Here is a 24,657-nt window from a genome sequence, read left to right on the forward strand (position 1 = left end):
GAATAACTGTTTTTCTGGACGAAAAACCAAGCTTCCTTGAAGGCAAACTCAAGGCCGGTACAAGGACGTCCCTGACGCGCGCTGGCACTCTCGATCTACATCGACAGCAATGGTTGCCGTCGAGAAGCGGAGAGAAACCATGAAGATCGTCGTCATTGGAGGCACCGGCCTCATCGGATCGAAACTTGTGCAGAACCTCCGCGAGCGCGGCCATGACGTGCTCGCAGCCGCCCCCAGCACGGGCGTGAACAGCATCACCCGCGAGGGCCTGGCCCAGGCGATGGATGGCGCCGATATTGTCGTCGACGTGGCGAACGCGCCTTCGTGGGAAGACCAGGCCGTTCTCGAGTTCTTCGAAACGTCGAGCCGTAACCTGCTGGCTGCCGAGGCGGCCGCTGGCGTTCGCCATCACGTGGCCCTGTCGATCGTCGGCAGTGAACGGCTTCCCGAGAATGGCTATTTCCGGGCCAAGGTTGCGCAGGAAAACCTGATCAAGGCGTCCGGTATTCCTTACACCATCCTGCGTGCCACACAGTTCTTCGAGTTTGTCGGCGGCATTGCGCAAGCGGCCACCGTCGGCGAGGAGATTTGCCTGTCGCCGGCGCTGATCCAGCCGATGGCGTCCGACGACGTGGTGACGGCGCTCACCGAGGTCACGCTGGCAACGCCGGTCAATGGCACGGTCGAAGTCGCCGGTCCCGAAGCCATGCCGCTCGACGAACTGGTCAGGCGCTTCCTGCGGGCCACTCAGGACACGCGCAAGGTCGTGCCGGATGTGCATGCGCGCTACTTCGGTTCGGTGCTCGACGATCAATCGCTGACGCCCGGCCAGAACCCGCGCCTGGGGACGATCCGCTTCGAGGACTGGCTCGGTCAGTCGACGGCTCGGTAACGGGCCGCGCGCTCACACCATCTACGCATCAAGGAGCATTGCCATGGTTACCCGATTTCTCTTGGCCGCTGCCTTCGCGGCACTGTCGATCAGCGCAGCGTCGGCCGCCGAGCCGCCCGCAGGCAAGGTGTCGGTCGTATTCGACCGCCCCATTCCCAACCTCCCAGGCAAGAGCATGAAGGGCGTGCTGGTCGAGTATGGGCCGGGCGCCGCGTCGCCGTCCCACACCCATCCGAAGACGGCCTTCATTTATGCAACGGTCCTGGAGGGCTCGTTTCGCATCAAAGTCAAAGGCGAGCCGGAAAAGATCTACAACGTCGGCGAAAACTTCGTAGAGGAGCCGGGCTCCGTGCACGAAGTCAGCGCGAACGCCAGCGATACGAAACCTGCACGCCTGCTGGCGGTGTTCGTCCTCGACACCAACGAAAAGGAGCTCGTCACCCCCGTCAAAAAGTGAGCCGATCAACGCGCTCATCGACGCTCGACCGCCGGGCGGCAGGTCACTGCCGTCCTGTGGCTGCTGCGGATCCTTGGCATTGAACAGGAAACAAGAACATGAACTCGCTTCAGGACAAGGCTGCCATTGCCACCGGCGCAAGCGCTGAGATCCCTGTCGTGGTGGCGCGGCAAAGCAAGAGAAAGATGATTGGCATCCTGCTGTGCATCGGTGCCGTGGTGGTCGTGGCCGGCGGATGGGCCATGGCGCTTTCGAGCGGTTCGACTTCCACCGATAACGCGTATGTGCGCGGCGATCTCACTTCGCTCGCCGCCAAGGTTGCCGGCTATGTCACGGCGGTAGAAGTGGAGGACAACCAGACCGTCCGGGCGGGTGACGTCTTGTTCCGGATTGACGATCGGGACTATCGCGCACGGCTTGCGCAGGCAGTGGCCAATGTCAGCGCTGCCCAGGCTCGCCTGACCCATGTTGATGCCGAAACCCAGCTTCAGCGTAGCTTGATCCGACAGGCCGAAGCCCAGCGACGCTCGGCCGCCGCCGAGATGAATCTGGCAACCAAGACCCATGATCGCAGCCGCAAACTTATCGTCAGCAACGCGGTCAGCCAGGCCCTCGTCGATGAAACCGGCACGGCACAATCCAGAGCCGAGGCGACGGTCTCGGCAGCGTCGGCAACGGTAGAAGCTCAACAGCAACGCATCGCTGTCCTTGTGGCCCAGCGAGAAACTGCCGTTGCTGCTGTGGCGCAGGCACAGGCTGCGCGCGATCTGGCCCAGATCGATCTCGACAGCACCGTGGTCCACGCACCTGTTGATGGCGTTATCGGTAACCGTCAGGTCCGGGTCGGCCGATTCGTTACGCCGGGTGTTTCGTTGCTCGATATAGTGCCGGTCAATGATGTGTGGGTCGTGGCGAACTTCAAGGAAACCCAGCTCGAACATATCCGCCCCGGTCAGCGCGTGCGCATCACGGTCGATGGCTATCCCGACGGGGCACTTGAAGGTGTGGTCGACAGCTTCGCACCGGGTAGCGGGTCCGCGTTCAGCTTGCTGCCCACAGACAACGCAACAGGAAACTTTGTGCGTGTCGTGCAGCGGGTTCCGGTAAAAATCCGGCTTGCCCACAACCCGTTGCCGGGCCGCATCGTCCCTGGTTTGTCCGCGCGTGTTGAGGTTGCGCAAGGGGGCGGCTCATGAACACGGTTGCCAGCGCCACGCGGAGCAACGCCAGCGCTACGACCGGTGTCCTGCTGATGGCGGGCATCGTGCTTGCCACGCTGACGGAAGCGATCGCCAGCACCGTTCTGGCGCTCGGACGCAGCGACATCATCGGCGACACCTATGCAACGCCAGATGAATTTGCCTGGTTGGATATCGGCTACATCGCGCTCAAGCTGATCGGGTTCATGACCGCCCCTTGGCTGCTGAAGCGTTTTAATCCGCGTCATGTGATGATCAGCTCAACCCTGGTCATGGGCCTGGCGTGCGGCATTGCCGCCATCACCGCTCGGCTGGATCTGCTGGTTGCACTTCGGGTGATTCAGGGCTTCGCCGGCGGCACCCTGCTGGTCGGGGGCCAGGCGATCATCTTTCGCGCTTATCCGCGGTCCCGTCAGCCCATCCTCCAGGCCCTGTTTGCCATGGGCTCCGTTGTCGCGCCCGCGACGCTTGCCCCGGCGCTTCAAGGGTGGTTGATCGATAGCCAATCCTGGACATGGATCTTCTTCAGTGTTGTCCCGATTGCTTTGGCGGCTAGCGGGCTTGTGCTGATCGCAGACGGCCCAATGCCCGCCAAGATCCGGCAGCGTCCGTTTGACTGGATCGGCTTCTCGCTGATCTCTACCACGCTGTTGTGTTTCACCTACGTTCTCAGCCAGGGCAGCCGATGGGACTGGTTCGAGGAGCCGCGCATCCTGTGGCTAACGGTGATCGGCGCAGCCGCTCTGCTGGCATTTCTCGGCCAACAAGTGATGGCCAAAGGGCAGGGGCTGTTCGACTTTACCCTGTTCAAAACGAGCGATTTTTCTTTCGCCTTTATCGTCAGTTTTGTCGCCGGCGCCGCCTTGTTCGGCAGTGCGTTCCTGATTCCGGCGTTCGCCCTGTCGGTCCTCGGGTTCACGCCTACCGATGCCGGTCAGCTGCTGTTGCCCAGTGGCGCGTTTTTTGTCGGCGCGCTTCTCATATCTGCTTATCTCATGCAGGCCCACCGCGTTGCGCCGTTCGCCACCGTGCCCTTTGGAATCCTGATGATTATGGTGGCGATGTGGATGCTGTCCGGTTCGACCAGCGAAAGCGGCGCGGACGACATGATGGCAGCCATCCTGTTACGCGGCCTGGGGCTTGGCTTCCTGTTTCTATCGATCACGCTGATCGCTTTCAGCCACCTCAACAGCCGAAACCTCGCTGGCGGAATAGGCCTTTTCAATACGGGGCGCCAGTTGGGTGGCCTTATCGGGGTCGCAGGGCTCCAGACACTGATCGACCATAACGTCGTCACCAATGCCGTGGTCCTCGGCGCCAACGTCACCCCAGGCGGGGCCGCGGTCATCGAGCGGATGACGACCACGACAGCCATGCTGAGCGCGAAAGGAATGGATGCAGTGGCCGCGGGCCGGGCAGCGACGAGCCTTCTGGGCCGGTTGGTGACAAGTCAGTCCACGGTGATTGCCTTCGACACAGCGTTCCTCGCCGTGGCCCTGCTGTTTGTAATCGCCGCCCCCATTCTGGTCGGCATCAAGATCGGATTCGCGCGATACGAGAAAGTGCGCGCTTCACGAGCAGTTGCGTGAGACAGCCCACCTGCCAGCGACCAACTACACTTTCTCCAGCCAGTCTGGGCAACCGTCCGGGGGCACACTCCAGGAGGAATCATGACACGGAAAAATGTCTCCAGCCCCGAACCAACGGGTACGAAACCCAATGCGCTATTGAGCCTGCCTGACATAGGTGCTCTTGCGGAGATATCCATCACCGATCCTGACAAAACGCACCCTGCGTGGATCAAGGAGCAGTTTCCTGAGTACGTGGACCCGCATGCAGGACATGAAGCCAGGACGGTTCGCGAGATTAACCACAAAGGGCATGTTGTCCGGATCGTGACCACTTACCAGGTGGAGGTTGATGGAGTCCCGGTCCAGGCGCATCTGTTTGTGGACGATGCGGGCCAGGTCCATACGCACGCCACCCCATTCGTCACTTACGGATCGGCTCTCGACTTGATGACAGCCGTGATCGATGCCTATCCGGAATCCTTCGCCAAGGGTGATGGCGATGGGGGAGAGCACACGGACCACCATGCTCATGGAGCACATCATGATCAGGTCTAATGCTGTCAATGATCTCCCGGCGCTCAAGAAATACGTTGAAGGGGTAAAGCGACTCAAGGACCCCGCGCAGAATCCGTGGCCCGGACAGGCCAACCTCTCGATTTATGACTCCTTCGTGGCCTGGCACCACCGGGCCATGATGATTTCAACGCCTGCCGGGCAGATGGCCAGGAACGCCGCGCATGGCGGGCCATCATTCTTGCCGTGGCATCGCTACTTTCTCGTGCGCCTTGAAACCTTGCTTCGCAAGGCGATAAACGACCCGCACTTTCGAGTCCCGTACTGGGATTGGAACACTGACGCGGAACTCCAGGACCCGAGAACTTCACTCATCTGGTCGGATGAGTACCTTGGGCAGTTCGTGAATGGGCAGTGGCGGGTGCGATTGACGGGTAATGGCCGCACCATGGAACTCGACGGGGTAAACCGCCCCCTGGTGCGCTATCTGGGAAGAGGTGGGTCACTGCCCAGCCGAGCCAATGTGCGCAAGGTCATCCATGAAAACCCGGTGTATGACAGAGCGCCCTACAACGCGGCGCAGTCCACCGGTGGTGCGCGCAACAGCATCGAGGGATGGGCAGGCGAAGAACGCATTCATAACAACGTTCATGTGTGGGTCGGTGGAGACATGGGATTGTCGTCCTCGCCGAACGATCCAGTGTTCTTTCTGCATCATTGCAACGTCGACCGGCTCTGGGCTGCATGGCAAGCGAAGCATCCCGCCGCCGCATACGTACCTGCGGGAAATGCCCCGGATACACTCAAGTTCCATCGGATTGATGACCCGATGTACAGCCCTTTTCCGGAAAAGGTGACACCTCGAGATGTGCTGAATTACAGCCAGTATTACAAGTACGACACCTTGGGCGATTTGCTTTAGGCAGCATCAAACGGAGGCGCCTGCAGTGATACTGAACGCCTGCTCTTCCAGACTGGTTTGTATCAACGCAGCCAGTTGTCGGGTGGCAGGCGCCAGGTGTTCTGCTCCACGATAAAGCACATAGCCGAGGGTCGGCAGCGTGGGTAGGCCGGCAATGACGGCGAGATGTCCTGGCAGTCCAATGCGGGTTCGCAACGTGAGGCCCAAACCGGCCGCAACGGCCGCCCAGATTCCACCCACGCTGGGGCTGGTCAGCGCGATTCGCCAGGGAATCCGCGCCTCATCCAGTGCCTGGGTTGCCGCGCTACGCAACACGCAAGGGGCGTCGAACATGATCAATGGCAGGGGAGAATCTACAGAGCAGTTGAGCGGTTGCGTATCACGAGATCCGATCCAGTACATCTGTGTTTCACCCAGGCGTGTGGCATAGGGGGACATGTGCCCTGTGTCCCAAGACAGGGCCAGGTCCAGGCCACCGCCGTCGATCAATGCAAGCAGTTCGGTATTACGCGCGATCCTGACTTCGAGGCTCACCCTCGGGTACATCTTGACGTAGCGTCGCAGGATGTCGCTGAGAAAGTGTTCGCCAAAGTCTTCCTGAAGCCCCAGGCGTACCGTTGCGGCGGTCTGGCTTTCGTGCAGCGTCTGGAAAATGCTGTCGTTCAGTTCAAGCAGTCGGCGGGCATGGCTGAGCAGGGATTCACCCACCGGCGTCAACACCAGCCCTCGACCGGATTTGGACAGCACTGGCGTGCCTATCTGTTCCTCAAGCTTCTTGAGTTGTGCGCTCACGGCAGACGTCGAGCGATTGAGCCGATCCGCCGCTTTGGCAAAACTGTTGAATTCCACACCGGTTACGAAAGTACGCAGCACATCAAGATCGAAGGTTGGACGGCGCATCGAATCATCCACTAATTCAGGACTATGGCCGCTATTAAATCGGATATTCGGAATTATCGCGACTTGATAGTTTTCTCCTGTCAGTGGGTTTTTCAGGAGTAGACCGTTATGCCATTTGCACGTATTTCATTGCACCGGGGAAAGTCGGCCGAGTATTTACAAGCCCTCTCACAGGGGCTGCACGACGCATTGGTAGAAAGCTTCGAAGTGCCCATGGCCGACCGGTTCCAGGTCATTCACCAGCATGAAGTGGGCGAACTGATATTTGATCCCGGCTACCTGGGCGGTCCGCGCAGCCATGACTTTGTGCTGATCGCGATTACTGCCGGCCGCCCTCGGGACATCGAGACGAAACAGCGTTTCTATCGCAACCTGGTCGAGAGACTGAGTCGAGCACCGGGCATCGACTCTGAAGACGTCATGGTGGTGATTACCACTACCGCGGCAGATGAATGGTCGTTTGGTGGCGGGCGGGGTAATGATGGCGTACCTCAGGGGTGCATGCGGTCGGCGTAGGAGTTGACTTGAGGGCAGGATTAATAAAGCAAAAGACAGGCTAGAAATAATCTGGCCGTCACCTTATTTCCTGTCACGCCATCGACTTCGGGCATGGAGGTAGGCCGTCAAATCGCTGTAGCCCAATTGAGCTGCAATCTCTGTTAACGACTCGCCTTGCAACTCAAGATGCAGTTCCAGTTCTGCACGAACCTGATCGAGTAATTGCCTGAAGGTCGTGCCTTGTTCTTCCAGGCGTCTGCGTAATGTCCTGGGCGTCTGGTGCAGCGTCTTTGCCAGATTGTCCAGATTTGGCGTTTCACCGCTGGCCAGAGAGCGTCGCGCACCTTCGGCAACCTTGGCTGACCAACCGCTGAAATTGCGATGCGTGGCAATCCGTCGATCCAGCTCCTGAGTCAGTAACTCCAACATCCCGTGATGACGGGTCTGCATCGGTAGACTCAAGCTTTGCGCATGGAAATAGAAGCGGTTAACCGGGCAGTCAAACTCGATACGGTCTCCAAACCACTGGGTGTATTGCTTGTAATACGACGGACGTGAATGCATGAATTTTGCCAGAATCGGCTGCACATCCTGCCCCGTTCCACGTCGCAATTGCGCGATGGACATCACGCCGTAGTGTTCGATGACATACCGCGCCAACTCGCCTGGCGCATCGACGCACAACTCGATTCCGACGCCGTTTTCGTCATTCACCAACCTCACATTGTCGGTGTCCGATGCAAGCGGTGCGTACCGGGCCCAAAGGTGCATGGACGATAAAACGTCGGGGCTATAGAGGCAAAGATAAGCCAGGACGTGCCAGTCCTGAGGCGTGAACATCTCGAACAGTTTTAACCCGATCTCCGGATCAATGCGCGCCGCCTCGCGCCAAAGCTGATCCAGTTCGATCAGGCTGTAATCCGTGCTTTTTCGGGAAACCTGGCTGTCAAGGAAACGCTCCAGCACTTGGCCCAGCCGGCCTCGATGAAAGCGTTGGGGCGGGCGATTGGCCGGTTCTAGCTCGATTCTGTCCATTTCGCGCATTGGGAGGGCTGGCTCCTGGGTTTCTAATCACATGGCATTGCCCGCAAGGGCCTGAATCGAGAGTGCCATGAATATAACAATGCTCGCCAATAACCCTGCTGTAATAGTGGCCGGGATTTTCCTTGCCTTCATTTTGCTGGAGCTTGCCTGTTCCTCGTTTCGTCAGTCGTCAGGCAGTAAACGTGACGTACTCATCGAAGTCGTCGGCTCCGGCATCCTGGTGGCGATCACGTTCCCTTTAGTCATGTGGCTAAGCGGCAAGATATCAAGTCAGGTTGTACCGGAGATGAAGGACGCATTGGCTGGAATCCCGTGGATTGCAGGATTTGTCTTGTTTTTACTGTTCGATGACATGACCCAATACTGGTGGCATCGCCTGACTCACCGGGTTCCCGCACTTTATGCATTGCACCGTGCGCATCATTCCGCACCCTATATGAGTGTGCGCATCGTCTATCGCAACAACAGTTTTTACTATCTTCTGATGCCCGGCATCTGGTTATCCGGGGTGTTGATCTACCTTGGACTTGCACCGGTTTATTATGGTTATCTGATTCTGAAAATGACCGTGATCTTCGCTGCACACAGCAGCGTTGCGTGGGACGACAAACTATATCGCATCCGCGCATTACGCCCGGTTGTCTGGGTTTTGGAACGAACCTTCTCCACACCCTCCACTCACTCTGCGCATCACGGTTTGACGGCCGAGGATGGCGTTACCCATTACAAAGGCAATTTTGGCAACCTGTTGTTTTTTTGGGACGTGCTGTTCGGAACCGCAAAAATTACCCGTCGACGTCCGCCAGCCTACGGCATTGAACACTTGTCACCGATAAGCTGGAAAGAAGAATTGTTCTGGCCCATCGTGCGTTCCCGCCGTACCGCACCCAAGGTAAACGCTAACCGGAAAGTGGCGCGATGAGTCGTCCTCTTGTCCAGGTCAATCAGTCAAGGTCGGGGCTGATACGGTTTTTCCTTCGTCATCTGCATCTGTAATGGGATCAGCCTGCGGCTCACAATGACAGCACGGTCAGCAGCGGCGGTAGCCGCTGCACCGCAAACTCATAACGTAGGAGGCCCAATGGGCAAGATGGCATTATTCCTGGGTGGATTTCTGGTGTTGACCATTTTGATTGGTGCGCTTGCCACGATCTCTCCGGTGTAGGGAGAGGGCGTCTCTCGCCTTGAGATCCAGGGCGCTCATATCTGTTCCAGCAACCAGGTACGGAACGCCATGAGTGACGGCAGCATTTCGTTGCGCGGCGGGTAGGTCAGGTAGTAACTGCGCTGACTGGCGAAGGGCAGGTCCAGGCCGATCAGCTCTGAATTGGCCAATTCGTCCGCCACCAGAATACGAGGCACCAGACCTATTCCGATGCCGGCTCTGACGGCCTGGATCAAGTGTGAGGTGAGTTCGAAACTCGGCCCCAGGCGCATCATTCGATGGGGTAAGCCGTGGTGGCTGAACCACTCGCCCCAGACGTTGGAATTACTCGCGACATTGAGCAGCGTCTGCCCGCCAATGCGCTCCGCAGGCCAGGCGTCATGGGCCTTGGCCGCTTGTGGAGAAATGATCACCATCAGTTCTTCCGTGTGCAGCCGATGGCTGATCAGGCCCGGTAAATCAGCATTGCCGACGACAATCGCAGCATCAATGCCGCTGGTTTCAAAGTCGATGGCGTCGATCCGGGAGTTGATGTGCACCAGCATGCCAGGATGGCTTTTATAAAAGTCATGAAGGCGCGGCAATAACCACTTCGAGCCGAAGGTCGGCAATGTGGCCAGGCGCAATGTGCCGCTGCCGGATTGATAAGCCATGGCCTGCAACGTGGCGCTACGGATGCGTCCGAGCGCTTCGCTCATTTCCCGCTGATAAAGACGACCGACATCGGTCAACTTCACCTGGCGGCCTTCACGGCGAAACAGCGTCAGGCCCAGTTGCTGCTCCAGCGCCTGGACTTGGCGACTGACTGCGCTTTGGGTCAGGGAGAGTTCCAGCGCAGCGTGGGTGTAGCTTTCATGTCGGGCGGCGGCTTCAAAGGCCAGCAGCAACGACATCGAGGGGGTGAGGTGACGGTAATTCATTCGTAAAAGTCATCAATAGCGGCAGGATTATCCGTTTGTCCGGTGCCCGAGCCTGCAGGATCATTGGCATAGCCGACGACCTGAGGCTGACCCATTAATGCTCAGGCGACAAGTGTTTTGATTTTTCCGTGATTAGACCTACAAGAGACCATCCTGCGATGATCGCCCAGTTGACGACCGTTGAACCCGCGGCACAGTACCCGGAATTTCTGCAAGCCCTGCGCGACAGTGGCTTGCGCGGTCAGCTCAGCGCCGACTATGCCACTCGGACCGTGCTGGCGACCGACAACTCGATTTACCAGCGTCTGCCGCAAGCGGCGGTGTTCCCCCTGGACGCGGACGACATCGTGCGCATCGCGACATTGATGGCCGAACCACGCTTTCGCCAGATCAAGCTGACCCCGCGAGGCGGTGGCACCGGGACCAATGGCCAGTCATTGACCGAAGGCATCGTGGTCGACTTGTCGCGGCACATGAACGCTGTCCTCGAAATCAACGTCGCCGAGCGTTGGGTACGGGTGCAGGCGGGCGTGGTGAAGGACCAGCTCAATGCCGCGCTCAAGCCTCATGGGCTTTTCTTCGCTCCGGAGTTGTCGACCTCCAACCGCGCCACGGTGGGTGGCATGATCAACACCGACGCCAGCGGCCAGGGCAGCTGCACCTATGGCAAGACCCGCGATCATGTTCTGGAACTGCACAGCGTACTGCTCGGCGGTGAACGCCTGCACAGCCAGCCTTTGTCCGATGCGGAGCTGGAGGTGGTGTGCGCACAATCCGGCCGCATCGGCGAGGTGTACCGCACCGCGCGGCACATTCAGGAAACCCAGGCCGACCTGATCGAGTCGGTGTTCCCCAAACTCAATCGCTGCCTGACGGGTTACGACCTGGCGCACCTGCGTGATGAGCACGGACGCTTCAACCTCAACAGCGTGCTGTGCGGTGCGGAAGGTTCGTTGGGCTACATCGTCGAAGCCAAGCTCAACGTGCTGCCGATTCCCAAGTACTCGGTGTTGGTAAACGTACGCTACGCCAGCTTCATGGATGCGCTGCGCGACGCCAATGCGCTGTTGGCGCACAAGCCGCTGTCCATCGAAACCGTGGACTCCAAAGTGTTGATGCTGGCAATGAAAGACATTGTCTGGCACAGCGTCGCCGAGTATTTCCCGACGGACGCCGAGCGCGCGACGCTGGGTATCAATCTGGTGGAGTTCAGCGGGGAGGACCTGACGCAAGTGAAGGCTCGCGTGGCGTCGTTCGTGGCGCATCTGCAGGCCGACACGACGATCGAACGGCTGGGCCACACGTTGGCCGAAGGTGCCGAAGCAGTGACCCGCGTATACGCCATGCGTAAACGCTCGGTCGGGCTACTGGGCAACGTCGAAGGGGAGATTCGCCCGCAGCCTTTTGTGGAAGACACCGCCGTGCCGCCGGAGAAACTGGCCGACTACATCGCGGAGTTCCGCGCCTTGCTCGACAGCCATGGCCTGGCCTATGGCATGTTCGGACATGTCGACGCGGGTGTGTTGCATGTGCGCCCGGCACTGGACATGAAAGACCCGGCCCAGTCCGCGCTGGTCAAGCCGATTTCCGATGCCGTGGCCGAGCTGACCCGGCGCTATGGTGGTTTGCTGTGGGGCGAGCACGGCAAGGGATTGCGTTCGGAATATGTCCCTGAGTTTTTTGGCGAGCTGTACCCGGCGCTGCAATTGCTCAAGGGCGCGTTCGATCCGCACAATCAGCTCAACCCCGGCAAGATCTGCACTCCGCCGGATGCCGCCCAAGGCTTGCTCAAGGTTAACGAAGTGACGCTGCGCGGTGAGCTGGATCGGCAAATCGACGAGCGTGTCTGGCAAAGTTTCGGCACCGCTGTGCACTGCAACGGTAACGGCGCCTGTTACAACTACGACCCCGACGATGCAATGTGCCCGTCGTGGAAAGCCACCCGTGAACGCCAGCATTCGCCAAAGGGCAGGGCGTCATTGATTCGCGAATGGTTGCGTCTGCAAGGCGCGGCCAATATCGATGTACTGGAAGCGGCGCGGGGCAAGTTGTCGTGGTTGAGCGGCTTGCCAACGAGGATGCGCAATAACCTGGCACGCTCGCGCGGCGAGGCGGATTTCTCCCACGAAGTCTACGACGCGATGGCGGGCTGTCTGGCCTGTAAATCCTGCGCCGGACAATGCCCGGTCAAGGTCAATGTCCCGGAATTCCGATCGCGTTTTCTGGAGCTCTATCACGGTCGCTATCAACGTCCGCTTCGCGATTACCTGATCGGCTCGCTGGAGTTCACCATTCCTTATATGGCCTATGCGCCGGGCCTGTACAACGCGGTAATGGGCTCAACATGGATGAGCCGCTTGCTTGCGCGACACGTCGGCATGCTCGACAGCCCGCTGATCAACCGTTACGACTTGCAGGCCACATTGACCCGCTGCAAGGTGGTGGTCGCCAGCGTGCCAGCCCTGCGCGAACTCACCATCGCGCAACGTCAGCGCAGCGTGGTGTTGGTGCAGGACGCTTTCACCCGTTACTTCGAAACACCGTTGCTGGCGAGCTTTATCCAGTTGGCGCATCAGTTGGGCTATCGCGTGTTTCTGGCGCCCTATAGTGCCAACGGCAAGCCTTTGCATGTACAAGGCTTCCTCGGCGCATTCGCCAAAGCGGCGATCCGCAACGCCAGTCAACTCAAGGCGCTAGCCGACTGCGAGGTACCGCTGGTGGGGCTGGATCCGGCGATGACGCTGGTCTACCGCCAGGAATACCAGAAAGTGCCGGGGCTCAATGATTGCCCAAAGGTCTTGCTACCCCAGGAGTGGCTCTTCGATGTGTTGCCTGAAAACCCGCATCCGGCTACTCAGACATTCCGTTTGCTGGCGCACTGCACCGAGAAGACCAATGTGCCGGCCAGTACTTCGCAATGGGAAGCAGTGTTTGCCCGGCTTGGCCTCAAGTTGGTGACTGAGGCGACGGGCTGTTGCGGCATGTCCGGAACCTACGGCCATGAAGCCCGCAACCAGGACACCTCGCGGACCATTTTCGAGCAGTCATGGGCCGGCAAGCTGGACAAGGCGGGAGAAGCACTGGCAACGGGTTACTCCTGTCGCAGTCAGGTAAAGCGTCGCGCCAACAGGCAGCTGCGCCACCCACTTGAAGTGGTGTTGGAGCATGTGCTGTCGAAAATTCTGGCGCACTAAATCCCGCAATGGCTGCTTGGGGGGCAGCTTCTGGCCGATAGATCAGCAAAAACCACAACGCCTCCACACAGGGAGGCGTTGCAGGTTTTCAGCAATATTGCTCAGATCATCTCACATCAAACCGGTCCAGATTCATCACCTTGTCCCAGGCCGCGACGAAGTCTTTCACAAACTTCTCCTTCGCATCGTCGCAGGCATAGACCTCAGCCAAGGCCCTCAACTGCGCATTCGAGCCAAACACCAGATCGACACGCGTACCCGTCCATTTAAGGTCGCCGGTTTTCCGGTCGCGCCCTTCAAACTCTTCATTGGCCTGCGACACCGGTTTCCATTCCACGCTCATGTCCAGCAGGTTTCTGAAGAAGTCGTTGGTCAACGCTTCTGGCTGCTTCGTGAACACCCCGTGCTGAGTTTGTCCGACGTTGGTGTTTAACACCCGCAGGCCACCGATGAGCACGGTCATTTCTGGCGCGGTGAGTGTCAACAGTTGCGCTTTGTCGATCAGCAAGGCCTCGGCCGGTACGCTGTAGCGGGTTTTGAGGTAGTTACGGAAGCCATCGGCGGCGGGTTCGAGGAACCCGAAGGATTCGACATCCGTTTGCTCTTGCGAGGCGTCCATCCGGCCCGGCGTGAAAGGCACCGTGACGGTGTGGCCGGCATTTTTCGCCGCTTGTTCGACACCGGCGCAGCCGGCCAGCACGATCAGGTCTGCCAGCGAGATTTTCTTGCCGCCGCTGTTGAACTCGTTCTGGATGCTCTCGAGTTTCGCCAGCACGTTCGCCAGTTGCTCAGGTTGGTTGGCTTGCCAGAATTTCTGCGGAGCCAGGCGCAGGCGTCCACCGTTGGCGCCGCCGCGTTTGTCGGAGCCGCGGAAGGTGGAAGCTGCCGCCCAGGCAGTCGATACGAGTTGCGAGACCGACAGGCCGCAGGACTGGAGTTTACCTTTCAGTGCGGCGACGTCGCTGTCGTTGACCAAGGCATGGTCGACCTCCGGAATCGGGTCTTGCCACAGGAGTTCTTCGTTGGGCATTTCCGGGCCAAGGTAGCGGGAGAGAGGGCCCATGTCGCGGTGGAGGAGCTTGAACCAGGCGCGGGCGAATGCGTCGGCCAACTGGTCCGGGTTCGCCAGGAACCGCCGTGAAATCGGCTCATAGATCGGGTCGAATCGCAGGGACAGGTCCGTGGTCAGCATGGTCGGGTTACGCCGCTTCGACGGGTCGTGAGCATCCGGAATAATGCCCGCGCCAGCGCCGCCTTTCGCCGTCCACTGGTTGGCGCCCGCCGGGCTCTTGGTCAGTTCCCACTCGAAACCGAACAGGTTTTCCAGGTAGTTGTTGCTCCACTTGGTGGGCGTGGTGGTCCAGGTCACTTCCAGGCCGCTGGTGATGGTGTCGCCGCCCTTACCGCTGCCGAAGGTGCTCTTCCAGCCCAGGCCTTGCTGTTCGAGGCCTGCGGCTTCGGGCTCGGCACCGACGTTGTCGGCAGGGCCGGCGCCGTGGGTCTTGCCGAAGGCGTGGCCACCGGCGATCAGTGCCACGGTTTCTTCGTCATTCATCGCCATGCGCCCGAAGGTCTCGCGGATGTCCACCGCAGCAGCGACCGGATCGGGATTGCCTTCCGGGCCTTCCGGGTTGACGTAAATCAGGCCCATTTGCACCGCGGCGAGCGGGTTTTCCAGGTTGCGTCCTCCCTCGGTACGGCTGTCCTCATTTTCCCCCGGCTCAGCAACGAGTGGGCCTTCGCCGGGTTCTTGCATGGGTTCCTTCTTGTCTTTTTCGTAGCGGGTGTCACCGCCCAGCCACTTGTTTTCGGAGCCCCAGTAGACAGCCTCATCCGGTTCCCAGACGTCTGGTCGACCACCGGAAAAGCCGAAGGTTTTGAAGCCCATGGACTCCAGCGCGACGTTGCCGGTGAGCACGATCAGATCGGCCCAGGAGATGTTGCGACCGTATTTTTGTTTGATCGGCCAGAGCAGCCGGCGCGCCTTGTCGAGGCTGACGTTGTCCGGCCAGCTGTTGAGCGGTGCAAAGCGCTGCTGACCGGAGCCGGCACCGCCACGACCGTCACCAACGCGATAGGTGCCGGCGCTGTGCCAGGCCATGCGAATAAACAGCGGCCCATAGTGACCGAAGTCCGCAGGCCACCAATCTTGTGAATCGGTCATCAGGGCATGCAGGTCTTGCTTGAGCGCCTGAAAGTCCAGGTTTTTGAACGCTTCGGCGTAGTTGTAGCCCTCGTCCGTGGGGTCGGACAGCCGCGAATTCTGGTGCAGGATCTTCAGGTTCAGTTGGTTCGGCCACCAATCGCGGTTCGTCGTGCCACCGCCCGCGGCGGCGTGATTGAACGGGCATTTCGATTCATTTGCCATGTGTGCGCTACCTTTGGTCGTATTCATCCGGCTATCCGGCCCGGGGTGGGCGCGCAATAGCGACGAGCGAAATCAATGACATAGGCTGTAGCCGTTCGATCAACCGTTCATCGTGGTCAAAGGGGAATCTGGATAGCGGCAATCGAGTTGCCTATACGGCGGCCCACGGCAAGCCTAGTACGCTTCTGATTCATTCGTATCTTTTATCAAGTCTCAACCGGCCGGCTCACGCCAGCGCTGCATTAAGGTTAGACGCCTATAAAGCAGTCAGCTAATAGGTGGAGTATTCACGCTTGATAGGCAGAATCTTTTACCTGAGCCCTCGAGATGGAACCGCTGATACGAGTCTCTTTTATCCAGCATCGGCAAAACGTAATCTGTCGCACCAACCTTTGGATGGAACCCAACCCATGCTACTCACCCACCGCCCCGTCGATGCTGAAGATGTGTTGACTGTTTGCGACTTTCCGCAAAACGCCCAAGAACTGTTTTACATGTTCCCGAAGGCGAACTACCCGCTGACGGAAGATCAACTACGTGCATCGATTGCTCTACGTTCAGACTCTACGGTGGTTGAGGGGGACGGTTCTGTTGTTGGCTTTGCGAACTTTTATGCGTTTGAGCGCGATGGCGTTTGCGCGATCGGCAATGTGATCGTGTCGCCCAGGGCGCGGGGGAAAGGTGTCGCGAAGTTTTTGGTGGAGACGATGGTGGCGCTGGCCTTTGAGCGTCATCGGGCAAGCGAGGTACAGATTTCGTGCTTCAACGAGAATACGGCAGGACTGCTTCTGTATCCGCAGCTTGGGTTTGTTCCGTTTGGGGTTGAGGCGCGAGTGTCGCCGGATGGGCGCCGTGTAGCGCTTATACAAATGAGAAAGACCGGGAGCCATGGGCGGCTCTGAATATTTTTCGGGTCGGGATTTGTGCTGTTTAATCGGGCCTCTTCGCGAGCAAGCCCGCTCCCACAGGGGATTTGTGTCATGCACATGAAAACGTTCCTTCCATACAAGCGGGCTTGCTCGCGAAGAGGCAGCACAAACACAGAAGCTTTCAGGTCTGCCGCGCTATTTGTCACTGAACACCAACCGGGGTCGTGGGCGGGCAATGACGCAGAGAGGAAACGAGCGACCGAAGGTATGATGAGCCCTTTCCATCGACACCCACCCAAGGACTCCTTACCCGATGTCTTTAAGCAAACGCGATCAGGCCAAAATCGAACGTCGCCTGGTCGCCACCCTGACCGAGGCGTGTGAAACCGCCAAAGCGGAAATAGTCGGGTTCTGCTGGCTGACCCACGAAGTCGATTACGCGGTCTTTCCTTCCAGTCTGCGGGTGATCTGGGTCTTCGATACGCAGGCCAACAAGGATCAGGCGCTGGCGAGCGGGCAGGGCGAGCGCATGGTCGAACTGACGGCCGTGGCGTTAAGTGAAGCGGATGTACTCATCAGCCCGGTAGCGGCCCATGTGCAGTTCGATTCTGAAGAGCAATGTCAGCGCGCCAATGCCGGCAACTGGCAGCAACGCCTGGCGCCCAAGCGCTCGACGCGGGGTTGAAGCGTGGCCAAGGATATCGAAAATCCGTGTATTTCCATTTGCCAGCTCAGTGGTGAGCTGTGTGTCAGTTGTGGCCGCACCAAGGACGACATCAGAAAATGGAAGCACATGAAGCGTCCGGAAAAAATGGCGGCGGCGCAGCGGGCGAGTTTGCGGTTGAAGGGGCTGCAGAAGAGGAAAGTTTGAGGGCAATGCCAGTTGGGCCGAATGCGATCCTGTAGCAGCTGGCGAAGCCTGCGTTCGGCTGCATAGCAGTCGTAAAATCAGAGAATGCGCTACGTCTGGTAGAACGCGTTAACAGGGCTCACGACTGCTGCGCCGCCGAACGCAGCCTTCGGCAGCTGCTACAAAAGCGTGTCGCTTAACCGGGCTGCGCACAAACCTCCCGAACACATTCACGCAGCCACCGATGCGCTGAGTCGGCATCCATGCGTGGGTGCCAGAGCATTGAAATGGTGATCGGCGGCAGGTCGAACGGAAGGTCGAAACTGTACAAGCCTGCGCGCAGGTTTCGGGTGTGTTGTGCAGGGACGGTGGCGATCAGGTCCGAGGCGCGAGCCAGCGCCAGCGCGGCCGAAAAGCCGCCGACGATGGTGATGATCTCGCGCTCCAGTCCCAGCACTTCCAGGGCTTCATCCATCGGCCCTTTATCGAGCCCGCGTCGCGAGACCAGGATGTGCTTGCCAGCGGCATAACGGGAGGCGGTGACTTCGCCTTGGCTCAGCGGATGCCCCGTGCGCACGACGCCGATGAAATGATCTTCGAACAACGCACGGGTGCGCACTTCCGGGCTTGTTGTGCCGCCGACCACACCGGTTTCCAGGTCGACGGAACCGTCGCGAAGGGCGGCGCTGTCCTTGTTCAGCTTCTGCACAAAGTGCAAGCGCACGCCGGGTGCTTGTTCACTGACGCGGGCAATCAGCGCCGGGCCGAAGTTTTCGACGAAACCGTCGCTGGTGCGCAGCGTGAATGTACGCCCCAGTTGCTTGAGGTCGAGCTGTTCGGCGGGGCGCAAAACGGCTTCGGCGTCTTGCACCAATCGACTGACCTGTTCGCGCAATTCGAGCGCCCGAGGCGTCGGCACCAGCCCGCGTCCGGCCCGGACCAACAGTGGGTCGCCCGTCGTTTCGCGCAATCGCGCCAGCGCCCGGCTCATGGCCGACGGGCTCAGGCGCAGTCGTTGGGCGGCGCGTACGACGCTGCCTTCAGCGAGCAGCACATCCAGGGTAATCAGCAAATTCAGGTCGGGAGTCGTCATGCCTCCACGTTAGCACGGCGTGGGGGATGACATGGCGTCAAACGCATCTATCAAGTGCAAGGCGTGCGTCTTCCGCCTTGTCATGCGCGGGCATACGCTGCTGATCTACCTTTAAAAACGTGGTCAGACAATGAAACTCATCACTCAATCAGGTTCGGTCCGCTGGGCGCTCGCCAGTCTTTCGCTGTCGATGTTGATGACTTCGCTCGACACCAGCATCGCCAACGCGGGTTTACCGACACTGGCCGAGGCATTCGATGCGTCCTTTCAACAAGTGCAGTGGATTGTTCTGGCGTATCTGCTGGCGATCACCACGCTGATTGTCAGCGTCGGACGACTCGGTGACCTCGTCGGCCGTCGACGTTTGCTGCTGGCGGGTATCGGCATTTTCACCCTGTCATCGCTGGCGTGTGGTGTCGCGCCGTCGCTTGGGTGGCTGGTCGGTGCTCGGGCAGTGCAAGGGCTCGGGGCGGCGATCATGTTGGCGCTGACCGTGGCGTTTGTCGGTGAGACGGTGCCGAAAGCGCAGACCGGCAGTGCCATGGGGCTGCTTGGCACGATGTCGGCGATCGGTACCACGTTGGGGCCGTCACTGGGTGGGTTACTGATTTCCGGTTTCGGTTGGCAGGCAATTTTTCTGCTCAACGTGCCGCTGGGTATTCTGAATATCTGGCTTGCGTATCGCTATTTGCCGGCGGATGCACCGCAGACGAAAGCGCTGCGGGTAGGATTCGACAAGACTGGCACGTTGCTGCTGGGGTTGACGCTCGCGGCGTATGCGCTCGCCATGACGATCGGGCAGGGTGATTTTGGGCCGGTCAACATCGCGCTGCTGCTGACGGCTGTTGCCGGTGCCGGGATTTTCATATTTGTTGAGGCCAGGGTCGCCTCGCCATTGATTAAATTGGCGCTGTTCCGCGAGCCAGGATTGAGCGCAAGCCTGGCCATGAGCACGCTCGTTTCGACGGTGATGATGGCGACGCTGGTGGTCGGGCCGTTTTATCTCTCGGGTGCGCTTGGGCTCGGCACGGCACTTGTCGGTTTCGCCTTGTCGGTGGGGCCGTTGGTGGCGGCGCTGACCGGTATACCGGCCGGTCGCCTGGTGGATCGTTTTGGCACTCGGCGCATGACCCTTCTCGGGCTTGTGGCAATGGCGCTCGGCACGGGGGCTTTATCGATGATGCCGGCGGGTTTCGGCATCCTCGGTTACCTCACGCCCATCGCGGTAATCACTGCCAGTTATGCGTTGTTCCAGGCGGCCAACAACACCGCGATCATGACCGACATCCATGCGGACCAGCGCGGCGTGATTGCCGGCATGCTCAGCCTGTCGCGCAATCTCGGACTGATCACCGGCGCCTCGGTCATGGGCGCGGTGTTTGCCTTTGCCTCGGCGACGGCAGACATCACCACGGCATCTCCCGCCGCCATCGCCAGCGGTATGCGGATAACGTTTGCCGTCGCCATGCTGTTGATCGTCCTGGCCCTTGCTGTCGCGTTGACGCTGCGAGTTTCACACTGCTGCACTGCATGCAGTAATGAACTGCAGTGAGGTCGTATTGTTCACGTTAAATCGAATGCCGATACTTCCCCCACATGGCGCAGATGGGCTGCGCTGAAGTGAAGGAGTCAGGCAATGGTTTCTGTCGTTCGTATCGCACACACCGGTGCACCTGAGGTGATGACCATCGAGCAAGTGTCGGCGCGTGAGCCGGGGCCGGGTGAAGTCTGGCTGGAGCAGGAAGCGATTGGCGTCAACTTCCTCGATGTGAGTCAGCGTAAGGGCGCCGTACCGCTACCATTGCCGTCGGGTCTGGGCCTTGAAGGGGCGGGCCGGGTTGCCGCCATCGGCGCGGGGGTGAACAACGTCAAGGTGGGTGATCGGGTGGCGTACGCAACGGGGCCTGTTGGCGCTTACGCCAGTGCGCGATTGTTTCCGGCCGAGCGGCTGGTGCCGATTCCGGACGCATTGACGGCTGAAGAGGCGGCCGCGGTGTTGTTCAAAGGCATTACCGCGCAATACCTGCTGAAGACGACATATCCGGTCGGCCCCGGCACCATTCTGGTGCTGTATGGCGTAGCGGGCGGCCTCGGGCAGATCATGGCGACGTGGGCCAAACACCTGGGGGCTTTTGTCATCGGCATTGTGTCCCGGGCCGAGAGTGTCGAGACAGCCAAGGCGCTGGGCTGCGATGCGGTGCTGGTGTTCAATGCACAGACACTGGCCGCGGATGTGGCGCAGATCACCCACGGCAAGAAAGCCGATGTGGTCTACGATCCCATCGGGCGGGTGTCGTTCGAAGCGTCGCTCGACTGCTTGCGACCGCGTGGGTTGATGGTGTCTTTCGGGGCATCCTCCGGGGCGCCGACAGCGGTCGAAGTGGGCACGCTCAATGCCAAGGGCTCGTTGTTCCTGACCCGTCCTTCACTCGCCGCGCACACCACGGATATCGCCGAATACCGGCAACGGGCCGAAGATGTACTGGCCGCGGTCGAGGCGGGCATAATCAAGCCCGGCATCTGGGGCCGCTATGCATTGGCCGACGTGGCCAAGGCCCATGCCGATCTGGAAGGCGGCCAATCTCGCGGAGCGATCGTCCTCAAGCCGTGATTGTTTTTACCTGAACAAAAGAGTGTTTTGTGAACCCACTGGACAGCCGCCACATCGATGAAATTGCAGCGCTTCTTGCGGTCGCCTCGGCGCATTCGTTCGTGGCTGCCGGACGCCTGTTGCAACGCCATCCGACGGTGATTTCAAAGCGCCTGGCGGCCATGGAAAAGCGCCTGGGCGTGCGGCTGATGGAGCGCACGACGCGACAGGTGCGGTTGACCGATGCCGGCAACCGTCTCGTCGAACGCCTGCGCTGCGCCACGGGGTTGATCATCGAGGCTGAACAGGAAGCGTCACTGGGCGCGGCGCAGGTTCGTGGCGTCTTGCGCCTGGCTTTTCCTGCGGCGATGGGGCGCCTGTGGCTGGCGTCGATGCTGCCGGAATTTCTGGCTGCTCATCCGCTGGTCTCCGTCGAGGTGGATTACAGCGATCGCGTCGTCGACATTATTGGTGAAGGATTCGATGCGGCGATTCGTATCGGTGAACTGAACGACAACCGCCTCGTCGCGAAGAAGCTCAGCGATCATCGCCGCATTCTCTGCGCTTCACCGAGTTACATAGAACAGCATGGTTTACCGGCCAGCCCGAAAGAACTCAGTGATCATAATTGCCTTGGCTTCACCGGTCTGGCGGCATTCCCTGAATGGCGCTTGTCGATGGGCGATCGGCAGGAGAAGGTCATCACCAAGGGCACCTTGACCTCTAACGACGGCGAGGCGTTGCTCGCCGCGGCCAAGGCTGGCGTCGGTATTTTGGGCGCCGGCGAGTGGCTGATGAGCCGGGAAATCGCCAACGGCCAGATGGTTCGCGTTCTGCCGGAGTGGGATCTGGATGCCCAGGGCGGGATTTATCTGGTGCGAGCGTCGGCAGCTTTTACGCCGGCAACGCTCATGGCCTTCAAGGAATGGCTGGAGGCAAGATTTGCGCAAGGGCCGCCTTGGTCAGTTAAGCCGTAACGCGACCTGTAGCAGCTGTCGAGCTCCAGCGAGGCTGCGTTCGGCTGCGAAGCAGTCGTGAATCTGGCTAACGCGGTCTGCCTGACGTATCGCAATCTCTGGTTTTACGACTGCTTCGCAGCCGAACGCAGCCTCGCTGGAGCTCGACAGCTGCTACAAAGAGTGCGTCGCAGCTGTATGACAGCTTTGATTGGCCAATGCACAAAACGCCATTCCCAGAATGGCGTTTTTTATGTGCGTGACAAAGGTCACATCAAGGTATTTTGCGGCATCCCCAGCAGGCCAGTCAGGGTGTTGATAATCGCTTGTTGCCGGGCACGGTCTGTCTGGTGCACGGCTTCTGCGGCGGCGATATCGGCGTTGCAGTGAGGGCAGTTCACTTCGTGCGCATGGATGTACTGCAAACAACCCCGACACAGCGCCAATTGCGGTGGAATGCGTCCTTCGTCCGGCGATTTCTGGCCCTGGTTTGCCCAGGCCAGTTTGATCACCTGGCCGCTGTCGCTGACGCTGCTGACCGTCTCGCCGGTGTCGATGCGTTCGGTGATCAGGTCAAAACGTCCGACGGCGAAGGAGGTCTTCGCCGCGTCCTCAAGTTTGACGATGCGCTCGCGCAGCCCGCGTTTTTGCAGGTCCAGCGCGCGGTAATGGCAGTAGGGGTTGTTGCCGGGTTTGCCGAGCAGGGAGTGCGACGTCCAGGTGCAGCCGCCACGGCAGACGTCGTTGTAGTAACAGCTTCGGCAGTAACCCCACAGGTCGTCGACACCGCGCAGGCGGCCAAAGTGCATGCCTTCGCTGTAGTGCCAGATATCGTGCAGGCTCATGTTGCGAACGTTGCCACCGGAAAACCCCACGGTTGCCAATGACGGGCAACCCTTGACGGTGCCGTCGGCTTCCAGCGCCAGCACCGTCTGGCCGGCGGCGCAGCCACTCCAATGCACACGCTCATCGCCGAAACCACGCCACATGTGTTCATAAGGCCCGTAGTAACCAATGTTATTGCCCACGTTCATCAGCAGGCCACGATCAACCCCTTCGCGATACAGACGCGCCAGCAACGGCATCACTTCCAGCAGTTGATATGGCTGCAACAGCAGCTCCGGGTGATCGACGGCATTGCCCATCGCGACCGTCAGCTGGATCTGCCAGTGAGTGGCACCGAGGCCGATAATCAGGTCCATCAATTCGGGCAAGTCGGGCAACGTGGCTGCGCCGATTTGGGTGTTGACGCTCACCGCAAGCCCGGACTGTTTGGCCCGCCGCAGGGTATCAACCGCTTTGTCGAAGGAGCCCGGCACATTGCGTACCGCGTCATGCAGCGGAGCCAATCCATCCAGTGAAACCCCCACGCCATTGAGCCCGGCATCCACCGCTGCCTGCATTTTCGCGGGCGTCAGGTTGCGTCCACCGGTTTGTATGGCGCAATACATGCCGTGATCGTGGATGGCCTGGATCAGCTGCGTCCAGTCCTTGCGCAAATAGGCTTCACCACCGATCAGGGTGATCTCGCGGGTGCCGAGGGCGGCCAGGGAATCGATGACGTCCAGGCATTCCCGGGTGTTCAATTCATCGGGGCGTCTGTGGCCGGCGCGTGAGCCGCAATGCAGGCATTTGAGATCGCAGGCCAGGGTGATTTCCCAGACCACATGCACCGGCACGTAGCGTTTGAGGTCGGTTTCACTGAGGTAGCGGGCAGGGCGAGTGTCTGACATGGGAAATCCTTGCGCACCAACGTGTGCGCGGCACGAATCCATCGAAGTGTTCGCGCCTTCCTTGGGTCAGTGGCGCGACCGGATTTACCTTTTGTTGTTGAGCTCGAGCATTGGCCAATCCGAATGCAATCTGTAGCAGCTGTCGAGCCTGCGAGGCTGCGTTCGGCTGCGCAGCAGTCGTAAAACCTGCCCATGCGGTTTACCTGATAGACCGCAGTGCCTGAATTCACGACTGCTTCGCAGCCGAACGCAGCCTCGCAGGCTTCGCAGCCGAACGCAGCCTCGCAGGCTCGGCAGCTGCTACGGCCGACGGGTTAGCGAGCCTCCAGCCGGGCGATTTCAACGTTCAACTGGTCCAGTGCGTTGCGCAGCGCACCGCTGTGGGCCAGTTGCTGTTCACCCTGGCTGACCACGGCCTTCAGTTGCGCCAGGTCACCGCTGGCTTGCGCTTGCTGTACCGCGACGGCGTAGAGCGGTACCGCATGGTGCGGATGCTCTGGACGCACAATAACGGGAGCCTGGCTGACCGCCGCGTGTTTCACGTAATGCCATTGGCCCTGATTCTCGTACTTGTAGTCGGCATAACCGCTCGCCCAATCGCCGCCTAAAATGCCCTTCAAACCGAAGGTCTGGGCGATCTGGCTGAGAGGGCCGCTCGGGCTGCCGGCCAAGGTGAGGATGATGTGGTTCTCCGCCGTCGGCACCAGTTTGGCCTCGGAGTACTCACCCCATACACGGGCACGGAAGTTGAGGGGTGGGTAGGTGCTTTGGAAAATACTGGCAATCCCGCTGACTTTTTTCTTTGCGGTATCCACCAGCAAATCGAGGGTTAAAACCGGTGCGCCCAGCAGGTGACTGCTGATGTTGAGGCGGGTATGAAAAAGTCCGATTGACATGGTGCTACTCCCTTATTTGTGTTCAAG

Annotated in this window: 22 protein-coding genes; 15 read left to right on the top strand and 7 right to left on the bottom strand. The window is 59.7% G+C overall.

Annotated elements, in window-relative coordinates:
- The first annotated feature begins 139 nt into the window (after positions 1–139).
- The 6 genes from IB250_RS01850 (at position 140) to IB250_RS01875 (ending at position 5,554) form a co-directional block, all read left to right on the top strand.
- Entirely contained in the window at positions 140–892 is a 753-nt protein-coding gene (locus IB250_RS01850) for an SDR family oxidoreductase (protein ID WP_192342728.1), read from the top strand.
- Positions 893–935: 43 nt separating this feature from the next.
- Complete coding sequence (locus IB250_RS01855; protein WP_192342729.1) at positions 936–1,349, top strand: cupin domain-containing protein; 414 nt, start codon at positions 936–938, stop codon at positions 1,347–1,349.
- 98 nt (positions 1,350–1,447) lie between these two features.
- Complete coding sequence (locus IB250_RS01860) at positions 1,448–2,545, top strand: HlyD family secretion protein (RefSeq protein WP_192342730.1); 1,098 nt, start codon at positions 1,448–1,450, stop codon at positions 2,543–2,545.
- On the top strand, positions 2,542–4,137 hold the full coding sequence (locus IB250_RS01865) for a DHA2 family efflux MFS transporter permease subunit (protein WP_192342731.1): 1,596 nt from the start codon (positions 2,542–2,544) through the stop codon (positions 4,135–4,137). The genes IB250_RS01860 and IB250_RS01865 overlap by 4 nt, the downstream gene beginning before the upstream one ends.
- 81 nt (positions 4,138–4,218) lie before the next feature.
- Positions 4,219–4,674 carry a hypothetical protein gene (locus IB250_RS01870; protein WP_192342732.1) on the top strand — a complete coding sequence of 152 codons (456 nt, stop codon included), beginning with the start codon at positions 4,219–4,221 and terminating at the stop codon, positions 4,672–4,674.
- Positions 4,661–5,554: a tyrosinase family protein gene (locus IB250_RS01875; RefSeq protein ID WP_192342733.1), complete on the top strand. Its 894-nt coding sequence runs from the start codon at positions 4,661–4,663 to the stop codon at positions 5,552–5,554. Before IB250_RS01870 ends, IB250_RS01875 begins: the two co-directional genes overlap by 14 nt.
- A 6-nt stretch (positions 5,555–5,560) precedes the next feature.
- On the opposite strand, the gene IB250_RS01880 is transcribed toward IB250_RS01875, so the two are convergent.
- Complete coding sequence (locus IB250_RS01880) at positions 5,561–6,454, bottom strand: LysR substrate-binding domain-containing protein (RefSeq protein WP_192342734.1); 894 nt, start codon at positions 6,452–6,454, stop codon at positions 5,561–5,563.
- 108 nt (positions 6,455–6,562) lie between these two features.
- Between IB250_RS01880 and IB250_RS01885 the strand changes: the two genes are divergently transcribed.
- Positions 6,563–6,970 (top strand): tautomerase family protein, encoded by a 408-nt coding sequence (locus tag IB250_RS01885; RefSeq protein ID WP_192342735.1) that lies wholly within the window; start codon positions 6,563–6,565, stop codon positions 6,968–6,970.
- Positions 6,971–7,033: 63 nt separating this feature from the next.
- On the opposite strand, the gene IB250_RS01890 is transcribed toward IB250_RS01885, so the two are convergent.
- Entirely contained in the window at positions 7,034–7,996 is a 963-nt protein-coding gene (locus IB250_RS01890) for an AraC family transcriptional regulator ligand-binding domain-containing protein (RefSeq protein WP_192342736.1), read from the bottom strand.
- Between the two features lie 67 nt (positions 7,997–8,063).
- On the opposite strand from IB250_RS01890, the gene IB250_RS01895 reads away from it, so the two are divergent.
- Complete coding sequence (locus IB250_RS01895; protein ID WP_192342737.1) at positions 8,064–8,918, top strand: sterol desaturase family protein; 855 nt, start codon at positions 8,064–8,066, stop codon at positions 8,916–8,918.
- 278 nt (positions 8,919–9,196) lie between these two features.
- On the opposite strand, the gene IB250_RS01900 is transcribed toward IB250_RS01895, so the two are convergent.
- Positions 9,197–10,081 carry a LysR substrate-binding domain-containing protein gene (locus tag IB250_RS01900; RefSeq protein ID WP_192342738.1) on the bottom strand — a complete coding sequence of 295 codons (885 nt, stop codon included), beginning with the start codon at positions 10,079–10,081 and terminating at the stop codon, positions 9,197–9,199.
- A gap of 158 nt (positions 10,082–10,239) precedes the next feature.
- Between IB250_RS01900 and IB250_RS01905 the strand changes: the two genes are divergently transcribed.
- Positions 10,240–13,275 (top strand): FAD-binding and (Fe-S)-binding domain-containing protein, encoded by a 3,036-nt coding sequence (locus IB250_RS01905; RefSeq protein ID WP_192342739.1) that lies wholly within the window; start codon positions 10,240–10,242, stop codon positions 13,273–13,275.
- A 106-nt stretch (positions 13,276–13,381) separates the two neighbouring features.
- Here IB250_RS01905 and katG read toward each other — a convergent pair whose 3' ends face one another.
- Complete coding sequence (gene katG / locus IB250_RS01910; protein ID WP_192342740.1) at positions 13,382–15,670, bottom strand: catalase/peroxidase HPI; 2,289 nt, start codon at positions 15,668–15,670, stop codon at positions 13,382–13,384.
- Between the two features lie 383 nt (positions 15,671–16,053).
- On the opposite strand from katG, the gene IB250_RS01915 reads away from it, so the two are divergent.
- The 3 genes from IB250_RS01915 to IB250_RS01925 all read left to right on the top strand — a co-directional run bounded on the left by IB250_RS01915 (position 16,054) and on the right by IB250_RS01925 (position 17,383).
- On the top strand, positions 16,054–16,545 hold the full coding sequence (locus IB250_RS01915; RefSeq protein WP_192342741.1) for a GNAT family N-acetyltransferase: 492 nt from the start codon (positions 16,054–16,056) through the stop codon (positions 16,543–16,545).
- A 280-nt stretch (positions 16,546–16,825) separates the two neighbouring features.
- Positions 16,826–17,197 (top strand): hypothetical protein, encoded by a 372-nt coding sequence (locus tag IB250_RS01920; RefSeq protein WP_192342742.1) that lies wholly within the window; start codon positions 16,826–16,828, stop codon positions 17,195–17,197.
- Positions 17,198–17,200: 3 nt separating this feature from the next.
- Complete coding sequence (locus IB250_RS01925; protein WP_192342743.1) at positions 17,201–17,383, top strand: DUF1289 domain-containing protein; 183 nt, start codon at positions 17,201–17,203, stop codon at positions 17,381–17,383.
- Between the two features lie 175 nt (positions 17,384–17,558).
- Here IB250_RS01925 and IB250_RS01930 read toward each other — a convergent pair whose 3' ends face one another.
- Positions 17,559–18,455 (bottom strand): LysR family transcriptional regulator, encoded by an 897-nt coding sequence (locus tag IB250_RS01930; RefSeq protein WP_192342744.1) that lies wholly within the window; start codon positions 18,453–18,455, stop codon positions 17,559–17,561.
- Positions 18,456–18,585: 130 nt separating this feature from the next.
- Here IB250_RS01930 and IB250_RS01935 point away from each other — a divergent pair, with 130 nt between their 5' ends.
- The 3 genes from IB250_RS01935 to IB250_RS01945 all read left to right on the top strand — a co-directional run bounded on the left by IB250_RS01935 (position 18,586) and on the right by IB250_RS01945 (position 22,022).
- Positions 18,586–20,007, top strand: a complete 1,422-nt coding sequence (locus IB250_RS01935) for an MFS transporter (protein WP_192342745.1) — start codon at positions 18,586–18,588, stop codon at positions 20,005–20,007.
- An 84-nt stretch (positions 20,008–20,091) separates the two neighbouring features.
- Positions 20,092–21,066 (top strand): quinone oxidoreductase family protein, encoded by a 975-nt coding sequence (locus tag IB250_RS01940; protein ID WP_192342746.1) that lies wholly within the window; start codon positions 20,092–20,094, stop codon positions 21,064–21,066.
- Positions 21,067–21,095: 29 nt separating this feature from the next.
- Positions 21,096–22,022, top strand: a complete 927-nt coding sequence (locus IB250_RS01945; RefSeq protein WP_192342747.1) for a LysR family transcriptional regulator — start codon at positions 21,096–21,098, stop codon at positions 22,020–22,022.
- 248 nt (positions 22,023–22,270) lie between these two features.
- Here the strand turns inward: IB250_RS01945 and IB250_RS01950 are convergent, their stop codons facing one another.
- Together IB250_RS01950 and IB250_RS01955 are read right to left on the bottom strand one after the other, a co-directional pair.
- Positions 22,271–23,734, bottom strand: coding sequence for a GDL motif peptide-associated radical SAM/SPASM maturase (locus tag IB250_RS01950; RefSeq protein ID WP_192342748.1), 1,464 nt, complete (start codon positions 23,732–23,734; stop codon positions 22,271–22,273).
- Positions 23,735–24,048: 314 nt separating this feature from the next.
- On the bottom strand, positions 24,049–24,630 hold the full coding sequence (locus IB250_RS01955; protein WP_192342749.1) for a DUF1842 domain-containing protein: 582 nt from the start codon (positions 24,628–24,630) through the stop codon (positions 24,049–24,051).
- Positions 24,631–24,657 lie beyond the last annotated feature (27 nt).

Source organism: Pseudomonas sp. PDM09 (assembly GCF_014852305.1).
In the GTDB taxonomy this organism is placed as follows: domain Bacteria; phylum Pseudomonadota; class Gammaproteobacteria; order Pseudomonadales; family Pseudomonadaceae; genus Aquipseudomonas.